The sequence below is a fragment of the Estrella lausannensis genome, from assembly GCF_900000175.1.
GTDB lineage: Bacteria > Chlamydiota > Chlamydiia > Chlamydiales > Criblamydiaceae > Estrella > Estrella lausannensis.
In genome coordinates, this window is sequence record NZ_CWGJ01000025.1 from 243,618 (window position 1) to 266,216 (window position 22,599).

The following is a 22,599-nucleotide window of genomic DNA, read 5'->3' on the forward strand; positions in this document are numbered from 1 at the left end:
GAGTTAGTGGACAGGTCCTAAAGAGTACTAGCTCTTAAAAATCCCCCTTCCCACTTTTTAAAGCGAGGCTGCATCCATATTCATGGCCTCTTCATGTGGCTAAAAGCCTCCTTATTATTTATTGTTTTCGTTTTTATTAAATAAATGTGAATTTTTTTAATTATTTAATTATAATTGTTTTCTTTAGCAGTGAAGGGAGTCTTTATGCAACCGATCAGCAATCGGCAAATTCTGCGGCAGATACAGAGCGCCTGGGATAACTGTAAAGAGACAGCAGGCAAACTTTCAGTAGAGCAGAGGCAAATTCTCGTGAATGTAATCTCCTCGGATTGCACCGATCTTGAGCTCATCCGCTTTCTGTTTCAGAACCAGATGTGCGGGAGAACATCCATTCACTCTCTTTTTAACCTGAATCCGGAATTTGACCAGGCATTCACAAAGAGAAAGATCGCTTTGCTCAGCGGAGTGCGCTCCTCAAAAGATTTTCATTTTGTGATGAGCCGCTATCTAACGGGTAACTTGTACTGCCGTCTAAGAAGTTATGCCTACGATTTTTGGGATGCTTACCTCAGGGGGGAGCGGACGAATGTTGTCCGTGTGTTAGATAACATGATTGTCGATGAGGGAATCGAGGAAACTACCATTCTTTGCTATCTGGCAAACGCTCCCGCTTCCTACTTACTGACAGATGATGGCCTGCAGGCAAGATTTCTGGAATATCGGGGCAAGGATCTCTTCTCTTGCTATCATTCGCATATTGCCAGCTTGCCGTCCATGGATTTCACTTCCTTGATTGGCGCTTTGAAAGCACGTGATTTTCCGGGGATAACGGATGCTCTCACCCAGTTGATCAGCGCCAAGATACCGCTGAAGCAAATCGCCCTCTGCTTTCTTCAGCATGCACCGCATTTTGGGTGTCGTGATCAGACCCACATCCAATGCGATGAGGAGATGCTGTGGCGCACCGGGATTTATGGCGGCTCGCTCACCGATCTGGTCAGGCTTTTTCAAGACGATGTCTAACCACTGCCAAAACCCTAAATTTTGAAATGCTTTCGATAAAATAGTAATTCTCAAACTTGGTCTTTAAATGTTTTAAAGATTCCTTTTGTTTTAATTCAATATTCATTAATCTATTCAATAATTTGAATATTAACTTATTGGATAGACGAAGATGAGTTTAGTCGAAGGTAACAGAGAATTGCCCAGATGGGCGAAGGGCTTTAGCGAGGTTGCAAAACCGCAAACAATTTCGATAGAAGGGCGGAAATATGATCGCCATCTCTGCGAACGCCCCTTGGATCCCCGTACACGTCTGATTAAAATCATCGCAGCTGTCGCGCTGACTGTCCTGACAGGTTTTATCGCGCTGTTCTTCGCCAGTGCGCGGGAACTTTGGCGCGAGTGTCTGACAGGCAAAGAGTGCAGGACCTTCTTAGTTCCTGCCGGTCCAAACGCGGCAGGGGATCGCTCGCCGCATCAAAAAGCGCGCCCGGTCACCGAGATTGTGCCTGCTCTCGTGACGGAGGCGCAGGATTTTAACGCAACCTCTACCTCAGAAGAGTATTTTGAGGATCCTCCACTTGCTTTTGACGAGCCTCTTTTACTTGTTGGGGTAACAGAGGAGTCCGTTTTGTCAACGGCACGAGAGATCTACGATTATCGGGAATTGATCGCCAATTCGCAGGTCGAGTGGGCGGCTTGTGAAAAACTGACCGATCGTTTGTCCGATGAGCAACGCGCGATCCTCACAAGAGTGATTATTTCCGATTGTTCCGACCAAGAGTTGATCAAATTTTTGGAAGATGAAGGCATTTGTTCGTGGAATGCAATTAAAGAAATGTACTGCCACGATGCTGCCTTGAACCAAGCCTTTGCCCAGCGAAAAGCAACCGATAGGGGAAAGGTGAAAAGTATAAAGGAATTTCAGCAAATTACAGGCTTACTTCTGACAAAGAAGGAGTCAAACCGGTCCTTTTCATATTCCTATAGATTTTGGCTTAGCTTTTTGGAGAGAAACCAAGAGGGGCTGGTGAGCTTGATGGAAAATATGATTACCGATGAAAAGGTGAGCGATCAATTCATCATGGCCGTGCTAGCTCACGCTTCTTCGACGCTCTTGCAAGAGAAAAAATTGCAGGAGAAGTTTAAAGCCTATCGGGGACGAGAATTTTCAGAAGCCTTCGAAGAGCACAAAAGCAGCATTGACCTACCGGATTTCAACAAACTTTCCCGCTCGGTAGCTGCCGCAGATCATGGAAAGATGGCCAAGCACATATTCAAGCTACTCTTCTCCGGTGTCCCTCTAAAAGAGATTATTCGCTTTTGCTACCAAGATCCTCACGGTGCACGCATTAACTTTGAGGCTCTGCGGCAAGCATTTTCTTCAATGAACATGGTAGGCATTCATGAGAAGGGAATCGATGGGAGTGTCATTGTTGATTTGTTTCTGCATTATACGGATGAAGTTTGACCGAAAAATGAGATGGCTACAGCAGCAATCATAGAGGATATCGAGTCAACCGCGCCATTTTAGCTTATATCGAAAATATCTCGAAATTTGGCATGAGGCCTTTCGGAAAACCTCGGGCTTGAAAGAGGACAAGACACCTCATGTTTCTAATATTAGGTGGTTTGTCATCTTTTAGTCGTGGCGAGCTTCCTCTTTGCCCAACCCCAATTTGGAGATGCTTTTGGTATAAGGCTAAAGAGCGGCTGCCAATGATACTGCCGGGGAGTAAATATGACTCCTTCCTTCCAATGTCCTCCAGATATGCAGGCTCCTACTGATTTGAGCTCGAAAGGTCCGTTAGCGTCTGCAACAGATCAAAAAATTCCGTGGTATTTTTTACCCATATTTTTAGGCCCTGCTGACAAAATGGAGGACCGATAAAGAATTCTTGGTATTTAGGATGGGAAGGAATGAATGAATATCCATAAATATCGGTGTCAGGATCCACTTCTGCGATGTTTTCCGGAAAGTCGTGAGCGGCTATGATCGGGACTTTATTGAACAGAGATTGAACAAGCTCTCCTCTTAAAATTAACCCTGAATCGACAAAGGCAACATCAATGGCATGTTGTTTCAATATTTTCTTAAGACACCTGTTAAGGTCATCAGCAAAGCCGGGATCCAAAGGATATTTGCTGCGGTTGCAATGATGTGAGGCCAAGGAGTTGGCATCATACAGTTTGGGAGACGCTTGAAATAACTTTAGATTGGCGTGGTTTGCCAAACTATATGTTTTTTTAGTGCAGCCTGATAGAAAAGCGAAGGGGTGCCAATTTGAATCCGCTTGATATCGATCTAAGCACAAATTCAACCATTCGGGACTCAAGGCGTTCGTGATGAATTCGACTGAAACGACTTCTGCCAGATTCTTTAAAAAGTAACGGGTCGAGTTCCCTAGGCCAAACTCAAGAAGCCCTCTGATGGGCTTTGTGTCGAATATCTTCTTAAATACTTTAATGTGATCCGTATACCTGTCCTGCGAGAGCCTCTCTTCCAGAAGCTCATTTTCCAACTTATCTATAACATGACCGTATTTTTCTTCGAAAATCTGGAAAATTTCGTAAAGTTCCTTTCCGTGATAGGCATAGAAATGGACGATGAAGTCGCCCGGCTCATACTCATCGGCAGAGAGGTCTGTCACTTTTGTAGGTAATCGTTTGATGTGATTTAGATAGTCGCGGCTTTTTGTCTGTAGCATCATAGTAAGGTTTTCAAGGTCCCACGTTCCTTCCTGATACTCTTCGCTATATGTCCACCATTCGTTGAGGAAATCGCGGCTCCACTGATTGCACTTAACAAAAATATGCCCTGTGTTGAGAGACTGACATGTCAAGTGGTGAGTTCCGAATAATATATCATAGGAATCATCTAGATACGATTCCAGAGTGATGTCGGGGTTGAGGAATATGCTGTCGGCATCTGTCCAGATTACCCAATCATAATCAGACAAGAAGCGTGCGAGCATCGGGACTTTCATCCAGTGAATGGATAGTTTTTCCTTGTTTGGCGCCGGGTGTCCATCACACTCGTAGAGTTTTTCCGACCCGATAATAAAATCGTACCCGTGCTTTTGGCAGTACAGTTCTTTGCTGCGTGTTCCGAATTTAACTGTTTCAGGATATGGATGGTAGGATTCGCATTGGTGGGAGCTTTTAGCGTCAGAGATGAAAGTAATTAGTGCAATGCGGGGCCCTTGGTGATCGGACGGGATATTGTGATGGATTGTAATACCTGGAAATACTTTCTCGAGAGCTTCCATTGCTGGTGCATAGGCAAGAAGGCAGCCTAGCAAGAATATCGAATTTACGATTTTGAACATGAGACCGAAAGTGTCTTAAAATTGAGTTTTTGCAAAAAGCTCTTAGGTGGACTCTACTTGTTCTTCGAATACTCCTTAAAGACCTGCAGGGCGTCGCCCACCGTTCGGATGGTGCGTGCCTTTTCTTTGGTAATCTCCACGCCGATGCGGTCCTCCAGCGCCATGATGAGCTCGGGTATGTCGAGCGAATCAGCCCCGAGATCGTTGATGAAGGATTTTTCGGGCGTTATCTCGCTCTTTTCAACTTTGAGGATTTCCGCGATTGTATCGATGATGTCTTGATCTATCTTGTCCATAAAACTTAAAACCACATGTGTTTAAAAAATTTGGTATAAACGACACCGCAGGTAGAAATCAATAGAAACTTGATTTCTTGCCTGCCGGCATGATTGCTTTAATATAGGGCTATTTGCGATCTTGCAGGCAGGGAGCGGATATCAAGATGCCAGTACTTGCCAATGACTGATCTCAATGCGGAATATATTTACGTTCAGGTCTGCTACGCAAAAAAATGGCGGGAGCTTGGACTGCTCTCTTTTGAAGAGGCGCTAAGGGTGAAGACGTGCGTCTTCAAGCTCCTGTTCGGAGGGTCTGCGAAAGCAGAACCTATCCCTGCGGAGTGGAGCGCCATTGCCAAGGAGCTGGAAAAGGAAGATCCATGGAAAGCCGCAGCAGCGGTGGTCCAGCTGAAGAAATCGGGCATGCTTGCCCCGCCGAAGAAAAGCGGAAGAAAATATAGCCGCTATTTCGGCCCCTTCCGCTACTCCTATGAGGCGGATAGGCAGGAGCTTTCCATTCACTTTACGATCAAGGGAGATGGAGAGGGGGTCATTCACTGGAGGGAGGGAAAAGACGACCTTACGGCCCTTTTCAAGGAAGTTAAAGAAAAGCTACCGGACGCGAAGGTGCTGAAAGTAGAGAGTACACTTATGTTCAACACGTTTTGGAAGCGCATGTGTCCGCCTGAGTTTTTTCAGCGCTTTATTCCGGCAACGGAGGATGATTCCATTTTACGGCGGGAAACGCCTTGGAGCCAATTTATCGATTTTCAGGGAAGGCCCAAGAAAAAGACCATACAAGAATTTTTAACGAACTTGAGCCATGCCAGAAACAGTGTAGATCTATCAGAAGCATTTCCCATTCTGCCTAGAAGATCGTATCTTGAACTGGACGTGATCTATCGATTTTATGGTGTGTAACGAGACTTACTTAAGCGGTGAATAGTCAATGAAAGAAGCGTTGATCGATGTACTGACAGACTTGGGGCTGTTGCCTGAGAAAATGGTACAGGAATACACTCGTGAGGCGAAAGAGAGTGGCCTTAATGTTTTAAGAGGCGAGGAAGGGCCGGGCACCTCGATGAAACGCGTGCCGGGTACTCTCACGAAGCTTTTAAATTACCTCGAAAGGGATCGGGAAAGCAATCCTCAGGGCGTCAAGAAGGTGTTGACTCTTCTTGAAGACCTCGCGTTTTTCTCCACATACCGGCTTGAATTCATGGAAAAGCGGCTCAAAGTATTGGATGAGGCTCTTCTTCTGCGCATCTATTACCGCATCATGACGATGAAGGCTCCCTATGATGTGTTGAACCTGATTCCTGAAAAACGCTATTTTGAAGGCAAGCTTTCGCTTTTCCAGAAGATAGTTCTCTTGTCATCGATCCGGTTTTTCAGCAACAACCACGTGCAGTCCTACTGGGCCGACCCTCAGTTTGAGGAGGTGTTCAATAGCCCCTTTCTCAGGGAATTTCTCTTTTTTTATGAGGTGAAGGGAAAAAAATATTACATCTACGATAAAGAGTCCCTCCTCAAAGCGGCAAAGTATGGCAGTCGTTTCTCCAATGTTTTAGAAGAGCTACGCACACTGGAGTCCAATCTCGATGGATATCGCAAAATGATGGAAAAGGGGGAGTTTCCCGTCAAGGCGGCCCCCGAAAGGAAGGAAAAGGAGCTGATGTCTTTCCTGATGCGGATGGGCCAGTTCTTAAGCACTCAGCGCAAATTGATCCACTCCCTTGCGGTGGAGGGAGGCAGCGAGCATAAATTCCGGCATGTCTCGGCATGTCTTACCTTTGCCACCCAGTTTCTTCTGTCGATTCATAAGTCCCACTCCCAGGAGACAAGCCGTCTGATATTCCTGCAAAATTTTGTTGATTTCCGCGGGTTAAATCCGATTCAGATCGAAATTGTCGAAGAAAATGATCCGGCCAAATCCACAAGTTTTTCCTACCTTGATGCGATGGAGTTTGCTGTCGATATCGAATCGGTGATTTCCAAAATGATCAAAGATTTTGCCGATGGCCGTTTCAAAATCAGGTTCCGTGAGAAAAAAAAGGAGGAGACGCCTTGGAGCGCGCCAAAGTCCTTTCTTGTCGTACCGAAAGGTGGTCAGGTCGTTTTTGAGAGGCCGGAGGATTATATCCAGAGCGGCGGAATTCAAGTCGATGTCTGGGAGCAATACCGAAAGGCGATGCTTCCGGAAAGTCACCCTGCAAAGAAGTTTCTCAGCGCTATTTTCAAATCGAGAAGGGTGACGAAGTCATTGAAGGAGATTCGGGCCGCGGGGTTTATAATGAGGGAGGAGCAGACAAACGGTCTTGTGACTTGCTCCCACCCCGATATGTCGGGATATTTTTTCGATCTCACCTTGGATAATTACGTCGGCATGAAAGCGCCTAAAAAGTACAAGCTGGCCTACGAGAGGATGAGCCTTTTGGCTGCCTGGATTAAACAAAAGGGGCTTGAGGATATCTTCTGTCTTGCCAAGATGTGGTCCTTTCTTCTCCCTCCAGCGCCGCCAAGCAACTGGTGGCTTCAGGGCGATCGCAAGATTTTGGCGATTGTCCGGGAGGATTTAAGGGAGTTGCCCTCCAAAGTCAGTTTGGCTCAGTGGAGCGAGCCTCTGGACTTTAAAATAGTGGAAAGTCTTTTTCAGCTCTCTAAAGAGACCGGTCTTCTTTTGCAGAGCGGAAAACTTCATTTCACCAGAGACGAAAAGATTGTCATATCACCCTATTGCCAGCTTAATAGCAGCAAAAAAAACATGCTAACCTTTACGGGACATCTTCATAAGGATCTCCACCAATTTAGCGTCGCGGTGATCAATCGGCTCTATTCCTGAAGGTTAAAATCTTACTTAGAGGAGTTTTTTTGCAGCACTGTTGAAAAGGCAAAGGTGTACCAGAGCTCAAAAAGAGCCAAAATGCCCAGGCATAAAAATACAACATAGACAGGGAAGGGGATAGCCATATTGCAGGCCAGCAGAAGGAATGTCCCCAGCTGAAGGGCAGTGGTGACTTTGCCAAAGAAAATCGCTCTGATCGGATAGTCTTTAAGACTTTTCTTGTACAGCAGGTAGAAAGCGAACAGCACGATCGCAAAGTCCCTAGAAAGCATCAAGAGCGCCTCCAGAACGGATACCGACCCTTCGAGAATAAAACAGACAAGGCCGATCATGACAAAAAATTTATCGCCGATCGGATCCAGGGTCGTTCCCCATTTTGATATCCAGCTGAGTTTCCTAGCCAGAAAGCCGTCCAGGAAGTCGGTCAGCCCGGCTAAAAAAATCGCCAGCAGGCGCACCGATTGCTGATCGGAGAACAGAAGAAGACTCAGGAAGATCCGGCTCACCGAGAGAAGGTTTGGCAGGTGATGCATCAAGGTTCAACTCCCTCTTTTCTAAGCCGGCGCCTTGTGATGATCGCCATCAGGAGGAAAGTGCCCAAAAGAAGAGCGATAAGGCAGATAACCAGCCTGTTGTAGGCTACGAAAATACTAAACAATTCCTCACGATTTTCCGCGAAGAAATACCCCAGGCTAAAAAGTGCTGTCACTGAAAGCAGGCACCCGGCTCCATCACGGAGGACGAATTTCAGGAAAGGCATTTGGCAAAATCCTGACGTCATGAAAAGGGCGTTTCTAACCCCTCCTGGAATAAAACGGCCAATCAGGAACAGGAAGATGCCGAATTTTTCCTGCAGTTTTTTTAGGTTCTCAACCCGTTTGGGAGTGATCCAGTTTTTGAAAGGGCGCATGGTGAATAGCCTGGGCCCTAAAATTCTTCCCAGCCAGTAGGCTTCCCAGCCTGCAAGGATACAGCCGGCAAGTAAAAAGAGGTAGAGACGGCTTAAGTGATCCTGAACATAAAGGCTGCCGAGGACGCCCCCGGAAATCACGATCAGATCCAGGCTGAAGGGAATATTGAGGCCAGCTAGGAGTAGCATGGTGAAAAAAATCCAGTAGGCATTTGGGGCAGCTTCAGCTATGGCCGAAAAGAGATCTTCCATCGCTCTATTCCCCGGGCGTGCCTTTCATTTCGACAACGACCGGTTTGCTGACGTCGATTCCTAAGGTGCCCGCAGCTATGTCGGCTCCGTGTGCGAGGAATATGCTTTTAGCTTCAATCAGAACCCTTTGTTTGACGCGCTTAAACTCTTCGGCGCTTGCAACTTTCACATAGGCGAAAAGATCGATGTTGATATCGCTCTTGTCAAAACCTGAAAAATGCACCTCAAGTCTTTGGAAAGGGTCGATATTGGGGTGAGTTGCCAATTGCTGTTTCAAAGCGGCGACTAAAGGTTCAAGATTGGAAAAATCGCGAAGCTGTATGGTCAAGGTTTCCTTAAGCAGGCGGTGGCTGCGTTTGGAGGGGGTGATCAGGATCACTTGGGAGAACATCGAGTTGGGTATGTGAACCGGTTGCTTTTCGCTGTCGGTGATTTTAGTCAGGTACCAACCGATCTCTTCAACATGCCCTTCGATGTTGCGTTCATGGATCCTGATGGTGTCTCCCACAGAGAACGGCTTAGTGAGATAGATGACCAGGCCGCCAAAAAAGTTCGCGGTGAAGTCTTTTGTCGCAAAACCGACAACGGCTCCGCTGATGCCTCCGATCGTGAGCAGGACGCTCGCGTCATATCCGAGAGCCTTCAGCATCATGATCAGCGCTATAAAAACAGCAAGAGCTGTCACGAGCTTGTTCAGGGTGTCGATCTGCGCCAGGCTGACACCGTACATGCCTCTGCGGACTCTCTCTTTGATGACTTCAAGGTAGACTTTTTTTATTCTGAAATAGGTCCACAACAGGAACGGGACTAAAATGACCGGCAAGGCCGTATGAAGCGGCGGCAGGGAAGCCTCTTCATTGAAAGCCTTGTCAAGAGCTGTAGATGCGCTGTAGACGATCAAAGACAGCAAAAAAAGATAAACCGGCAAGCCGAGTGACGAGGCGATTTCCACGAGATGGCTCCGGTGGCTTTTTTCTGCCCGCGCTTTCAGCCGGAAGAGGCAGAAGGCGGACAGCACAAGTGCTGCCGCCATCGCGATCAAAGTTCCAATCTCTCCGGGGAGAGCGTTCAGTTTCTCCGTAAATTGAACCATCTAAGTTCCTCTGTTACTTTGCCTCGTCTTATTTCTGCAGCTTCTCTTTGAAAGCCGCGAGGTTTTTCTCATCCCAGCTCTTTTTCAGGAGGGATAAGTTTTTATTGGAGATGCCCCCTAAAAATTCGATGGCACCAAGCAGACGCACGCGGGTGCGGTCTTTGCCGAGGATTTCGACGGAGTCGAAAAGAGGCGGTCCTTGCTGTTTGCCCATCAGTGAACCGAAGAGCAGGCGCATCACGGTCTTTTTGTGATTGACCGAAAAAGCCTCAGCGACATCTTTGGAGGCTGTATGCATTCCATGACTGCCCCAGTCTTCAAGTTCATCCAGACGCCAGATGATGGTCTGGAGTATTGCCGCAGCCATTTGTTCATTGCCGTCTTTGATCTCCAGGAGCTCGTGCGTGTATTTCATGTGGGCGATGAAAAAGAAGTCACAAAGCTCCATGAACTCGCTGAAGGTTTTGATACGGGTATGTACCAGAGGCATCAGCTTTTTAATAAACGGATCATTAAAGCTCCACTCCCTGATCCTCTCCCAGAGTTTGTCCTCAGGAATGTTATTGATCAGGTATTGCTGGTTGAGCCATTCCAGTTTGTTGATGTCGAAAACGGCTCCTGAAACACCGATGCGTTTGGCATCAAATTCCTTAACGATCTCCTCCAGCGAGTAGATCTCCCTGTCGCCCGTCATGCTGTAGCCCATGAGCGTCAGGAAGTTAATGAATGCCTCGGGAAGAAATCCTGTGTCTCTGTAATAGAAGATCGATGTCGGGTTTCTTCTCTTGGAGAGTTTTTTGCCATCGGTGCCAAGCAGCAGCGGCATATGCATGAAGGTGGGCGGCTCCCAACCGAAGTGTTCGTAAAGCAGCACGTGCTTGGGGGTTGAGCTCATCCATTCATCTCCCCGGATGACGTGGGTAATACCCATCAGGTGGTCGTCCACGACGTTGGCGAGGTGGTAGGTCGGGAAAGCGTCCGATTTCAGCAGCACCTGGTCATCGATGTCTGCCCAAGGGCAGGTGATGCGCCCTTTGATCGCGTCATGGTAGACACACTCGCCGGTGAGAGGTACTTTAAGGCGGATTACGTAAGGCATGCCTTTGGCTTCTCTCTCTTCGATCTCTTGCGGGCTTAAGTTGCGGCAGCGCCTGTCGTAGCCTTGCTTGCCTCCCTGCGCTTTGGATATCTCGCGCATCTCGACCAAGTCTTCGGCTGTGCAAAAACATTTGTAGGCTTTGCCACTGGCTAAAAGTTCAGCCACATATTTGCGGTAGATGTCTGTTCTCTCAGACTGGCGATAGGGACCGTAATCGCCACCGATTCCGGGGCCTTCATCCCAGTGAATACCGCACCATTTGAGCGCTTCGTAAATATTTTGTTCGTACTCGGGCCTGCTGCGGGTCTGGTCTGTGTCTTCAATCCTGAGGATGAATTTACCGCCATGGTGCCTGGCAAAGATCATGTTGAATAGGGCCATGTAAGCTGTACCTACATGAGGGTCGCCGGTTGGCGAAGGTGCGATGCGGACGCGGACTGGCATAATCAATTAAGTTCCTTACTTTCTTTAAATGCGATTAATATACCAAATTTTGAGACACTTTCGGTATAGATTCTAGAGAGTTGGAATTTGACTTTTCGGGATCCAACAAAGCCCACTTAGAGACTGTTAACGGAAAAATTCGAATTCGTTAACAGTCTCTTAGAGATTATCCACAGACTCAAATACTTCGTGCTATTTCAGCTTGCGGCAGTCTTTTAGCATATCCGGTACCGACTCTTAGCCACAACGGCAAAGTTGAGGCGCTTTCGGTATAACAGTCTCCACGAGAACATTGAAACGAACGATGGAATCGAATTTGTAAAACGATCAGAAAAACACCGGTTGCGAGCTCCTATTTTCCCTGATTAGGCCAAAGTTTTCAATTTATTTCTCTAAGAAGCCTCCCGGCATAGTTTTTTGACAGGTGTCCGGTATCGTTAATTTTGATTTTAGGGAATGTAAAACCGGGCAAGGGATCAGGGAAAAACGATACGAGAAAAGTGTATACCGAAAGCATCTTGAGGGCCAGAGGGTTTTGACAGCCTTTCGGGATACGGGACGATAGCGGCCCGTACACATGTTGATAGTTGGGCGTCAGCTAGGAGCCTGTCTTATAACTCCATGGAGCAGTAAAGCATACTGATTTGAGTTTTAAGACAGGCTCTAAGGGCGTCAGGCAGCTTTCTTCTTCGATGCATCCATCAGGATAACCAGATCCTTCATCAGATTCACCGCTTCGTTGAGCTGCAAGTCGTTTTGGCCAAAGTCTTCTTCTTCGCCTTCAACATGATCTTTCTTTTTCTTCAACTCTTTCAAAAACGTCTGGTAGTTTTTATTGTGCTTTAGGCGCCAGGAGGCGTTTTGTTTCAGAGTGTCAAGATACTGATCATAGATTGTAAGCTTGGGCTGGATGGTGCTTTTGTAGGCTAGCCGCACTTTTTCCCTCTGGAACGGAGGAATATCGGAGAGATCGTCATCAAAATTGGGTTTGATGGCGTCTTGCGGAAGGGGGTACTTGGAGAATTTTTCGCCCAGCTCGGATTCAGACAAAGGTCCAGGGAAAACAATATCGGCCAAAACACCTGTCAGCTGAGGGGTTTTGCCTGAGACGGTGTAATATCTGCCCCGGGTGACTTTGTATTCTCCTTCGGGATTGACCTGGTCGGCCTGAGGTATCAAGGTAAAAGTCTGAAATGACCCTTTTCCGTAGGTGTGGTCGTCGCCCACGATCAGGGCTCTTCCATAATCTTGCAATGTCTGGGCGACAATTTCCGCCGCGGAGGCGCTAACCCTGTTCACCAGCACGATGAGCGGTCCATCCCACACTTCCTTGCTCTCGATATTGCGCAGATGCTGCACAAACCCGCTGTTGTCTTTGATGGAGACAACGGTGCCGTTGCCAATGAAGAGTCCTGTGACGGCCACGGCTTGCGTCAGAAGCCCGCCCGAGTTATAGCGTAAATCTAAAATGACACCTTTAACCTTGTGCTCTTCCTTCAGCTTTTCGAGCTCCCTTGAGAGATCCTGGGCCGAAGAGCTGTCTGGGTCTTGGTAGAAAGTGTGGAGTTTCAGGTAGGCGATGATGCCGTCTCCGAAAGGTTCGTAGGAGACTTCATAGCGTGCCTCTTTAAGAACTACCTCCCCCCTGATAATGGTGATATCGAGTTTTTCCTCTTTTTTGTCGTCTTGCTCGCCCACTTCACGGATGACTGTCAGTACTACAGGGGTGTTCTCTTCGCCTCGTATCAGCTCGACCGCGTCGACAATGTCCATTCCGACTACAGGCTCGCCATTGACGGCGATGATTCTGTCTTTTGCTTTAAGCTCTTTGCTGTTCCAGGCGGGGCCTCCCTCCACAAGCTTTGTGACAGTAAAGCCGTTTAGATCGTCCCGAAGTTGCGCTCCAATTCCAAACAGGCGCTGCTGGACATTGATCATGAATTGTTTGGCCTCTTCCGGGGTAAAATAGGCTGTGTGCGTATCCAGTGCCGAGGCGGTGGCTTTTAAAATTTTTGTCAGGATCAGCTTGTTTCTTTGATCCTTGTTCTTATCGAGCAACTCCTCTTCATTTTTTGCCTGCCGCTTGTTGATGCGTTGGAGGGAGGTGTCTTTCAGGTCCTCAGTCAATTGAGAGGCTGTCTCGACTTGCAAGGCTCTTATGCGTAGTATGCGGTTCTTAAGCTCATCGGTTGTCTTGACCCATTGCATGTCCTTAAACTCTTCCGGTAAGACATTTTTGGGGAGGTCGGAAAAGTCGATCTCTTTTTCAAGCTCATGGCGTCTTTCGATGGCATGCGTCATCGCGAGAAATATCTCGTTGAATGCCGTAAAATTGGCTTTCAGGTACTCCTGCGTGATTTTGCTCAGATATTCAGGAGAGGGGTCGAGCCACTCTTTGATATCGGATTCGATAAAGTAGGTCTTGGTCGGATCCAGCTCTTCGAGATAGTTTTTCAAAATACGCCCCATCAGCTCCGGATTGATCTCTTTTTCCGAGGCGTGCAATGAGAGCATCTCTTTGACTTTTTTCAAGGTCTTGTTTTCATCCAGATCCGGCAGCTTGGCGGAAAGAAGGGAGGATGACAAGATCAGGAGGAGGAGGAGGGATTTGTAAATTTTCATAGTTCCTAAGCGGTTGTTGCATGGCGCGTTCATGAAAAATCTCATTCTACTCATCCCTACCAATTAGTTTTAACAACTATTTTATTACCTGGAGAGATGAGGGGGAAAGAGGGAGGAGGGGGGTTCCGGCCGCTTTCATGAGGGGTTGTGACTTTGGCCAAAAGATCGAGGCGGGGGGGATGGGCGGTATGCGATTGAAATCTCAAATTTTGACCTCGCCTTGGTATAAATGCCAGTTAACCAGCTTAAAAAATTGAGGTTGCGCAAAAAAAATGTAAAACCCCTATTGATTTCAATTCTTTTTTATGTATAATAGTATCTTTGAATTTTGTAAAACTGTCGTGTTTTGCAAGTTTTTTTTAAAATATTTCGCTGCCGATGCCTGTAATTTACACTCTAAGTCATTGATGTTGTAGGTTGTATTGAAAAATAGCAGGTGTGGCGGCCATTAAAAGTTAATATTATGCAAGGAGGTCCAAATGACTGAAGAAAACATGACGGGGACTGTCGCAATAGAAAACCAGCAGGAAGCAGTTAAATGGGTTTCTATCACAGAAGCGGCTCGTCTTAACCGAGTCACCCGCCAGGCGATTTATATCGCGATCAAATTGAAGAAACTGCGCGCCCGAAAAGAGGCGACAAGATGGACGATCCATCTTGATGATTTGGACGAGTACCGTAAACAAAAATACTCCCGTTCCAAGTCGATCTTTGATGGCGAGTTGATCTTTGACAACAACAGGGGCTATTACTCGGTAAATCAGGTAGCGCGCCTCCTGAAAGTGCCAGCCCAAAAGATTTATTACGCCACAAGAACAGGCTATCTTAAAGCACAAAGAAAGGGTGCTGCCTGGGTTATTCACACGCAAGACCTGGAAGATTACAAAGCAAGCTATCTTCAGAAAAAGCGTAGAAAAACCAAAACCGTCTAAATCTTCTTAAACGCTGCGCCAAAAAGCGGAGCCCTCTTTTTTAGGAAGGAGGGCAGAGTTATACCGAAAGTGTTTCAAAATCCAATATTTTGACATCCTTTCGGTATATTGCCGGCAGAGTAGGCGCGAGGCGGTCTTTAATCTAAAGTCAACTCATCTAATTTGGGCTTCAGTGCACGGGGGGAGAGAGATCCCTCTTCGCGCCTATCCGAGATGCTTATCTCGTCGAGCTCTTCTTCCTTAAGCACTTTAAAATCGCGGATCAGTAGTTGAATGCTAAGCCCTTGATAGGTGTTGATCTGAGGAGTGAAGGCAACAAGCAGCGTCAGGTTCTTGCGGCGCAAGTTAGGGCCAAGCTGCGCCTTTCCGAAGGCGATGCCCTCAAGCATCCGATCTCCCTGCTGCAGGTAGAGTTTCAGATGTGATTTGCCGACCACTTTAGGTGGCCAGGCCTGTTTTGCTTTGCAAAAGAAAATAGGTTGGTGATTTTCATTACCGTAGGGTTCGAGCAACTTCAAGCTTTCCATGAAATCGAAGGTGATCTCTTCAAAGTTGATCTCGGCATCAAGGCTCAACTTCGTCATGATGTCGTGGTTTTTCAGCTTTTGGTTGGCAGCTTCGATAAAGCGCCTCTTGAATTCATCGATTTTATCAGCCTGGACGGTCAGTCCGGCTGCAAAATCGTGGCCGCCCCAATTGAGCAAGATATCAGAACAGCTTTTGAGAACGGAAAGGATGGGGAACTCGGGGATTGAGCGGATGGAGCCTTTTCCTATGCCGTTTTCGATGGCAATCATGATCGTTGGACGGTGATAATATTTGGAGATGCGGGTTGTTACGATAGCGATGACCCCGGGGTGCCACTGCTGCGAGGAGAGGACGATCGCTTTATCCAGAAGCAGGTTGGGGTTGGCTGAGATTGTCTGGTCGACATCCCCGGCTACCATTCTTTCAATTTTTTGCCTTTCAATGTTGTTTAAGTCGAGCTCGATCGCCATCTTTTCAGCCATCGATGTATTGCGGATGAGCAGCAGCTGAACGCCCTTAGTCGGATCGTCGATCCTTCCCAAGCTGTTCAAGCGGGGAGCGACTTTCGAGGCGATGGTGAAAGCTGTCAGATCTCCCATATTCACGTCAGGGTCGGATACGGATATTAGCTTGCTTAGGCCTACGCGCCTGCCGCGGGTAAGCTGTTGCAGGCCATAACGGACTAAGATCCTGTTTTCTCCGAGGAGTGATCCCATATCGGATATAGTGCCGAGAGCGACTAAATCGAGGTATTTCTTTAAGTCAATTTTTCGTGGAGGGATTTTACCCTCTGCCACCAGTTGCTTGGTGATGCCGTGTGTTAGCTTGAAGGCAACGCCCACGCCCGTCAGATCGGCGTTGGGATAGGTGTTTTTTAAGAGTTTGGGGTTTAGCGTTGCAACGCAGTTGGGGATCGTGTCGGTAGGGACATGGTGATCGGTGATGATCACATCGACATTTTGCTCGACCACTTTGGCAATTTCATTGGCTGCCGTGATGCCGCAGTCGACTGTGATCAAGAGCTTGCAATCATTTTTGAGCGCATACTCCAGCGCTTCAACAATGATGCTTTGCCTTAGCGTCGACCTGTTGGACACATAGAAAAAGACATTTGCCCCCAGAAAGCGCAGGTACTCCACCAGCAGGGCGGTCCCGGTCATGCCATCGACGTCGTTATCACCATAGATCAGGATATTTTCCTTCTGTTCTATAGCCTGGATAACCCGCGAAACGGCCTGGGGCATCTCAGCCATCAGGAAGGGGTCGTAAAGATCGGGCAGCTTTGCATAGAGATATTTATGGATCGACTCTAATGTGTTAAATCCCCTGGATACCAAGACTTGCGCGATGACCGGGTGGATTTTAAACTCTTTGATGATGCTTTCTTTCAAAGAAGCGTCTTCTCTGGGCATTACCCATAAGGGGGATTCGGCGTGGTTATACCATGAAAGCATTCAGATTCCAGTATTTTTGAATTTATTTGGGGAGCTGTTTTAGCTCCTTTTCGATAGGGTTATGAGGTTTTCAGGATCGTTATTTAAAATATTAACCTTTCAACACTTTAGCGATGTCGCGGAAAAGAGAAACAAAGGGTTTAAAGTGTCAGCTGCAATATAGGGTGTTGGTTAATTCTCTTCAAAATTAAAAAATGGACGTCGTTCAATCTATACCGAAAGTGTCTGCTCGGCCTAAAGGCGCTCCCTTTGGATTGCCGGCCTGAGCTAGAGATGGGTGAAAGCGTTTGAAAAGACCTGATGCCTATCGGGGTAAGGGCCTAATAGGTTGGGCATTAAAGTCTTAGTGGTTAATAGTGCTGTCGCGGTCAAAAGGAAAAGCGTACTTGAGTTTTCCTCAAGTACGCTTGGCTCAATAAGCTTAAAGTTTATGCTTTTTGATGTTCGCTCTCCAGTTTTCTCAACTCCCGGTTGTGGAAGTAGAGCAGAACCGGCGATGCGATAAACAGGGAGGAGAGCGTTCCAACCACAACCCCGATCGTCATGACGAGGGAGAAGGCGAATATGGATTTTCCTCCTAAGAAGACAAGCGAGAGCAACACTAGCATTGTCGTACCCGAAGTCATCAATGTTCGGCTCAACGTCACATTCAATGCATGGTTGACGATGTCTTCAAATCGCCACTTTCTGTGAATGTGAACGTCTTCACGGATCCTGTCAAATACGATGATCGTATCGTTCAAGGAGTAACCGATGATGGTCATGATCGCGCCGATCACCTCCAAGCTGATCTGGACGGGGAAACCGATTTTGTGAAAGAGCGCTAAAATTCCTAGCGTGATGACAAGGTCATGCACAAGTCCGATCACGGCCGCAATTGCGTATTTAAACTCAAACCTTAGCGTGATGTAGACTAAGATGCTCAAGAGGGCAAGACCAAGCGCCATGATGGCGTTGTTCCTCATTGTGTCTGACAGCTGTCCGCTGACGATAGTCCAGTTGGTGTTGATGGAGGCTAGCTGGCTTTCAGGAATTTCAAGTCCTGCCTGCTTTAATCCATCCACTACCCATGTGATACGTGGATTGGTTTCATACTCATAGGCTGCACCAGGCTTTTCAACAGACTCTTGCATGCCGCTGAATGGCCTGCCCTTCTCCTCCATGCCCGTGCTGAGCTGGATTCGGAGTTGGTTTGGCCTGGAAAGCTGCCGAATATCGACATCTGAGGAAGCAGCTCCCGCTTTCACTAAAGCGTCTTTTGCCAGCAGTCGATAAGAATCGAGGCCATTTTGTTCTTTCAGTTCTACCTGAAGAGAATAGCCGCCTGTGAAATCCATTCCAAAAATCGTTGTGCGCTGCGCTGCAAATGCGGCAACACCGATTGCAGTCACGACGACTGAGGCAATGACAACCACTCTTGTATAGGACAAGAAGTTGATGTTTGGCTTGCCGATGAAATCGGACATTGTCAGTGGCTTGTCTTTGTTGCGTTTAACCCAGCCGGCAAAGAAGAAGCGTGTCATGAAAAGCGCTGTGAACATCGAGGATATAATACCGATGATCAGCATGACGGCGAAGCTCTTGATAGGGCCTGAGTCAAACTGCAGCAAGATAAGAGCTGCGATAATGGTAGTGACGTTCGAGTCGACAATAGCCGTGAACGCTTTGCTGTATCCGGCATGAATTGCCGAGGCAACCCTTCCTGATATGGCAAATTCTTCGCGGTATCTTTCGAAAACAAGAACGTTGGCGTCAACGGCCATACCCAAGGTGAGCACAAGACCGGCGATACCTGGCAGCGTTAAAGCTGCTCCCAAATTCTGCAGAACGCCCCACATGACGAGGATGTTGAACAGAACCGCTACGCAGGCGACAACGCCGGCGAAGCGATAGTAGCCAACCATCGCGACGATTACGAGGATGAGTGCTACCGCGGAAGCGATAAGGCCGCTTTCCCTTTCTTCTTTTCCAAGCTCGGGGCTGACGTTTTGCTCCGACAGAATGCGTGGTGTAAAGCTCAGCGAGCCTGCTTTTAAATCCGATGCTAGCTGGTCGACTTCACGCTGTGTGAACCTGCCCGAGATAACGCCTCCGTCTTTCAGCGCAGCCTTCAGCGAGGGCATGCTGATGACTCTGCCGTTCAGCAGCACTGCCATTCTCCAGCCATCGCCTTTTGTCGGAACTTCTTTTGGCGTTCCTTTGATCTCTTCCTTGGCAAATTGCTGGGTCCAGGCATAGAAGTCATTTCGGGGACTTCCTTCTCCGGAGTCGTACGAGCTCTTGACCTGGAATGACAGGACGTTGCCTTCAGAGGAGTCGTAGCCTACCTGGATATTTGTCAGGCTGGATCCTTCAAGGGCGTAGTTGTTGAACAAGATGACTAGAGGATGAGTCTGGCCATACCATTCGGAGAAATCGTCGCCTCTCAAGATGCCGATCGTTGAAAGCGAGTCGTCAAACGCATGTTGAGCGGGGTTGATTTTCGGGTTTGCCAACCTCAGGCCGTTTTCATAGAGAATTTTCGCAATTTCGCCTCTGGGACGGGTTGCGTCTGTTTCGTTGGAGCCGCCAAAGTGGTTCCATGCGATTTCGTTGATGCCTTCGATATCTTTTCTGTTTGTAACGACAGCTTCATTGTAGACTCCCTGCAAGAATTTATTGACCGCATCTTTCAGGGCCTGGTTTCTTGCGGAGAACTTCTCGTTGACGATATGGAAGCGCATAGCGGAGGCCTTGACAAGCTCTTGCGCGGACAAGCCTTGGGATCCGGGGAAATCCAAGATGATATTCTGGTTTTCGATGCGGATCGTACGCTCGGACACACCCATTTTGTTGATACGGGTGTACAGCTCGTTGACTGCCTGCTTAAGATCTTCTGGATCTGAGACCATCTTGCCATTTTGATCGCGGAGACCGATACGGACAGTCTTACCTCCGGCCAGATCGAGGCCCCATTTCAGGATTTTTCTATCATCGCCCCGGAAATATTTCGAGACATTGATTTTGAAATTCTGAATGTAGGGGTTTGTTGTCGGCGCCGGTATGAGCAATTTGTTAATCGGGTTTTGGTCGACTTGCGCTGCCTGATAGGCGTCTTTCCACTTCAGCAGGTCTTCCTGTATGTGATCTTCGATTCTGTTTTCTGTCAAAATGCGTTGTTCGACATCAGTGAAGTCGAGAACCGCATATTGCTTGCTGCCCTTTACCTGGAAGTTCTCTCGGGTTGCCTTGATCAGGCTGGCATAGTAGTCGTCCATTTCGAAGATGTAGTCGTCTTTAAAAGGAGAGTCCTGGCTGAGGCTTCTACCGCTATAGCCGATGAATCCCCACTTCTTCAATGAAGAGCCCAGCTGCTTGAAGTCTTTAGCGAAAAGCTGCTGCTCATCTTTGCTCTGGCCTTCACTCCACTTTTCTGCGATGGAGCCGATGCCTCTTGCGATCACATAGATCGAGCCCTTTCTGAAACCAGCAGGTACGGAGTCCTTGGAGTCGATCGAGGGGGCGTAGACGACAATGCCTAGCTTGCTCTCTTGGAGCGGCAGCTTGGCAAAAGTCTCCCAATCCATTCTGGGATAGGAGCTCTCTTGCAGTTCCGAGGAAAGAGGTTTCCAGCTCTTCTGGACGCTTTCTAAAACCTTTGTTTTTACACCCTTTGCCAGGACGCCCAGATCCAGCACAAGCATAGATTCGGGGTTGGTCAAAGAGCTCAGGTTCGTGGCATAGGTGTCTTGGCTAAGCTGCAGGTCTTCGTCTGCGCTTTGAGAGGCCATGGCGATTTCGCTAATCAGCATTTGGCCTGTTTTTTCCTGCCTGTAAGCTTCAGCTTCCGATTTCGGTTGCGTCAGGCGGATTTTTTCGATTTCAGGATAGAATTGCAGAGAAATTTTGTCGTTTTGCCAATCGACGACGAGCGCTTTGACAAAAACAGATCTTTCGTTCAGATCGATAGTTTGCTTGCCGTCTTTCATTTTAGCAAACGAGGCTTCGAATAGTCCTAAGGCGTCTTTTTCAGACATCGGGGTTTTTCCCGCCTTGAAAAGGCTTACATCCTTTTTCAAGATAGCGATGGCTTCGGAGAGCGACTTTTCTTGTGCGGCAAGAAAACGTGCTGCCTCTTCCATTTCGTAACCGGCGATGTCCTCATTTTCTTTAGACTTGGCGATCTCTTTGGTCAGGGTTTCAAGCTCTTTCTTTGTGTTTGCCAGCAGCTCGTCTGATTTCTTGAGGTACGCGTCGACATTTTCCTTGCCATTCTTCTCGATTTGGCTGTATGCGGCAAAGGCCCTCTTTAGTAACTGGGGGTCATTTTTGAGGGCGGATTGCGTTTCTAAGATTTCTTGCGCCACCATGATGATTGTATCACGGATCGCTGCAAGGTCATTTGTCTCGGCAATTGCCTTAAGGGCTCTCGCCTGTCTTGACTGACCTGCAAAGGCAATCGTCATTCCCGTAACGCGGTCTTCAACAACAGCTTTCCATAGCGGTTGAATTCCCGCTTGTGCTGAGCGTTTCTGCGAAAATTTAAATAGAGAGGGGAGGTCTGTTTTGCTCAGGTGGATGGGGATTTGTCTTTGGATCAGGACGATGTTGTCAAGATTTTCGGCTGTCGATTCCTGGGCGAGCTCTAACTGGGCAGGGACAAATGAAATCATTTGGCCGGCTGCGCCAATCAATTTTTTCAGCCTCAGGGCGTCATCTTTGGTTTTAACTTTGACTCGGATGATCCCGGGATCATCTTCACTGATTGCCACCGATTCGCATTGTACTCCGATGTGCTTGCAGTAAGCTTGCGTCCATGCAATGGAGTCCTCTTCGAGATCGTTGACTCTCTCTACGATATTCTTGGCTACACTCTCAGCTCTTTTGAGGTCGATAGGCGCCCGTAGAGGATTGGAGTAGTAGAAGACCGTAGGGAGAATGTTGTATAGGGTAAGAGCGACAACTGCAATGATTAGCCATAGTTGCCAGCGTTTTTGTTTTTCCATGCTGCGGATTCCTTTTTTTAACAATCGCTCTTTGAGGAGCACCAGTAGCCAGCTATGCAGGGCATTATCACTACCCGGCACAGGAAGTTGAAATTTACAAAAGGCGTTTATTGGGCTTAGGTCCTGTCGTAAAACTGAAATCGTATGTTTTGGCGGCTGAATTTGAGTTTAAGCCTCGAAAATTTTCAGCATATTAATCCACTATTCTGAAAATTTTTTCGAGGCTTAAACTCAAATTCAGCCGCAAAGCGTCCAATTTTGAGTTTTAAGACAGGCTCTCAGAGCCTGCCCATTGAATCAACTCAGTTAGCTTTTCTGCTGAACTTGCTTATATACCTTGGGGAAACTCCAAAACATTCCATTGATACGCCGAAAGTATTTCCAAGGCTTATAAGCGAATTCAGCAAACAAACCGTCCTACTTCAGTTTGCGGGCAGTCTTGTAAGCAAACCAGTTTTTGAAGAGAGGGAGTGTATTGCTTCTTGCCATTATTGGACAATGGGACTTGTTCTATTTTTTTTAGTTCAGTCAGAAACGATAGGGTTAAACGAGTTTAGCCCTCTTCAAATTTTGATTGCACAATGGGAACAGAATAGCAGAAGTTTTTGCATTCTGTCCATATAAAACTCTAATACGGAATGCGATGGATTGCCCAGTAATTTGGGCGCTTTTTTGGAAATTTGTTTTGATGGCGTAAAGCGGACTTTTAGTTGAAAATCGCGCGATCTGAGGTTGTGGACAGTCTCTTATATCAAAAGTATCTTAACATTTGCCATGGGGGTTTTGAGACGGGTTCCACAATTGGAAGATTGCAAGTCTCCCGGGA

At 47.5% G+C, this 22,599-nt stretch carries 14 protein-coding genes; 5 read left to right on the forward strand and 9 right to left on the reverse strand.

Features of this window, described 5'->3' with window-relative positions; genetic code table 11:
• Positions 1-204 precede the first annotated feature (204 nt).
• Positions 205-1,023: a hypothetical protein gene (locus ELAC_RS08620; protein ID WP_098038874.1), complete on the forward strand. Its 819-nt coding sequence runs from the start codon at positions 205-207 to the stop codon at positions 1,021-1,023.
• 151 nt (positions 1,024-1,174) lie between these two features.
• Complete coding sequence (locus tag ELAC_RS08625) at positions 1,175-2,473, forward strand: hypothetical protein (protein WP_098038875.1); 1,299 nt, start codon at positions 1,175-1,177, stop codon at positions 2,471-2,473.
• 310 nt (positions 2,474-2,783) lie between these two features.
• Here the strand turns inward: ELAC_RS08625 and ELAC_RS08630 are convergent, their stop codons facing one another.
• Together ELAC_RS08630 and acpP are read right to left on the reverse strand one after the other, a co-directional pair.
• Entirely contained in the window at positions 2,784-4,331 is a 1,548-nt protein-coding gene (locus tag ELAC_RS08630; protein ID WP_098038876.1) for a DUF273 domain-containing protein, read from the reverse strand.
• A 53-nt stretch (positions 4,332-4,384) separates the two neighbouring features.
• On the reverse strand, positions 4,385-4,627 hold the full coding sequence (gene acpP / locus ELAC_RS08635; RefSeq protein WP_098038877.1) for an acyl carrier protein: 243 nt from the start codon (positions 4,625-4,627) through the stop codon (positions 4,385-4,387).
• Positions 4,628-4,789: 162 nt separating this feature from the next.
• Between acpP and ELAC_RS08640 the strand changes: the two genes are divergently transcribed.
• Together ELAC_RS08640 and ELAC_RS08645 are read left to right on the forward strand one after the other, a co-directional pair.
• Positions 4,790-5,530 carry a hypothetical protein gene (locus ELAC_RS08640; RefSeq protein WP_098038878.1) on the forward strand — a complete coding sequence of 247 codons (741 nt, stop codon included), beginning with the start codon at positions 4,790-4,792 and terminating at the stop codon, positions 5,528-5,530.
• A gap of 28 nt (positions 5,531-5,558) precedes the next feature.
• Entirely contained in the window at positions 5,559-7,451 is a 1,893-nt protein-coding gene (locus tag ELAC_RS08645) for a hypothetical protein (RefSeq protein WP_098038879.1), read from the forward strand.
• A gap of 11 nt (positions 7,452-7,462) precedes the next feature.
• Here ELAC_RS08645 and ELAC_RS08650 read toward each other — a convergent pair whose 3' ends face one another.
• The 5 genes from ELAC_RS08650 to tsp form a co-directional block, all read right to left on the reverse strand.
• On the reverse strand, positions 7,463-7,987 hold the full coding sequence (locus tag ELAC_RS08650; RefSeq protein WP_098038880.1) for a CDP-alcohol phosphatidyltransferase family protein: 525 nt from the start codon (positions 7,985-7,987) through the stop codon (positions 7,463-7,465).
• Complete coding sequence (locus ELAC_RS08655; RefSeq protein WP_098038881.1) at positions 7,987-8,616, reverse strand: DedA family protein; 630 nt, start codon at positions 8,614-8,616, stop codon at positions 7,987-7,989. Before ELAC_RS08655 ends, ELAC_RS08650 begins: the two co-directional genes overlap by 1 nt.
• Before the next feature lie 4 nt (positions 8,617-8,620).
• Positions 8,621-9,709, reverse strand: coding sequence for a mechanosensitive ion channel family protein (locus ELAC_RS08660; RefSeq protein WP_098038882.1), 1,089 nt, complete (start codon positions 9,707-9,709; stop codon positions 8,621-8,623).
• Between the two features lie 28 nt (positions 9,710-9,737).
• Positions 9,738-11,252 (reverse strand): glutamate--tRNA ligase, encoded by a 1,515-nt coding sequence (gene gltX / locus ELAC_RS08665; protein WP_098038883.1) that lies wholly within the window; start codon positions 11,250-11,252, stop codon positions 9,738-9,740.
• 672 nt (positions 11,253-11,924) lie between these two features.
• Positions 11,925-13,907, reverse strand: a complete 1,983-nt coding sequence (gene tsp / locus ELAC_RS08670; protein WP_239414458.1) for a tail-specific protease Tsp — start codon at positions 13,905-13,907, stop codon at positions 11,925-11,927.
• A gap of 446 nt (positions 13,908-14,353) precedes the next feature.
• Here tsp and ELAC_RS08675 point away from each other — a divergent pair, with 446 nt between their 5' ends.
• On the forward strand, positions 14,354-14,806 hold the full coding sequence (locus tag ELAC_RS08675; RefSeq protein WP_162288484.1) for a helix-turn-helix domain-containing protein: 453 nt from the start codon (positions 14,354-14,356) through the stop codon (positions 14,804-14,806).
• A gap of 137 nt (positions 14,807-14,943) precedes the next feature.
• On the opposite strand, the gene recJ is transcribed toward ELAC_RS08675, so the two are convergent.
• Both recJ and secF read right to left on the reverse strand, forming a co-directional pair.
• Positions 14,944-16,788, reverse strand: a complete 1,845-nt coding sequence (gene recJ / locus ELAC_RS08680) for a single-stranded-DNA-specific exonuclease RecJ (protein ID WP_098038884.1) — start codon at positions 16,786-16,788, stop codon at positions 14,944-14,946.
• A 428-nt stretch (positions 16,789-17,216) separates the two neighbouring features.
• The gene (gene secF, locus ELAC_RS08685; protein WP_098038885.1) at positions 17,217-21,773 is read right to left on the reverse strand and encodes a protein translocase subunit SecF; all 4,557 of its coding nucleotides are present in this window, start codon (positions 21,771-21,773) and stop codon (positions 17,217-17,219) included.
• Positions 21,774-22,599 lie beyond the last annotated feature (826 nt).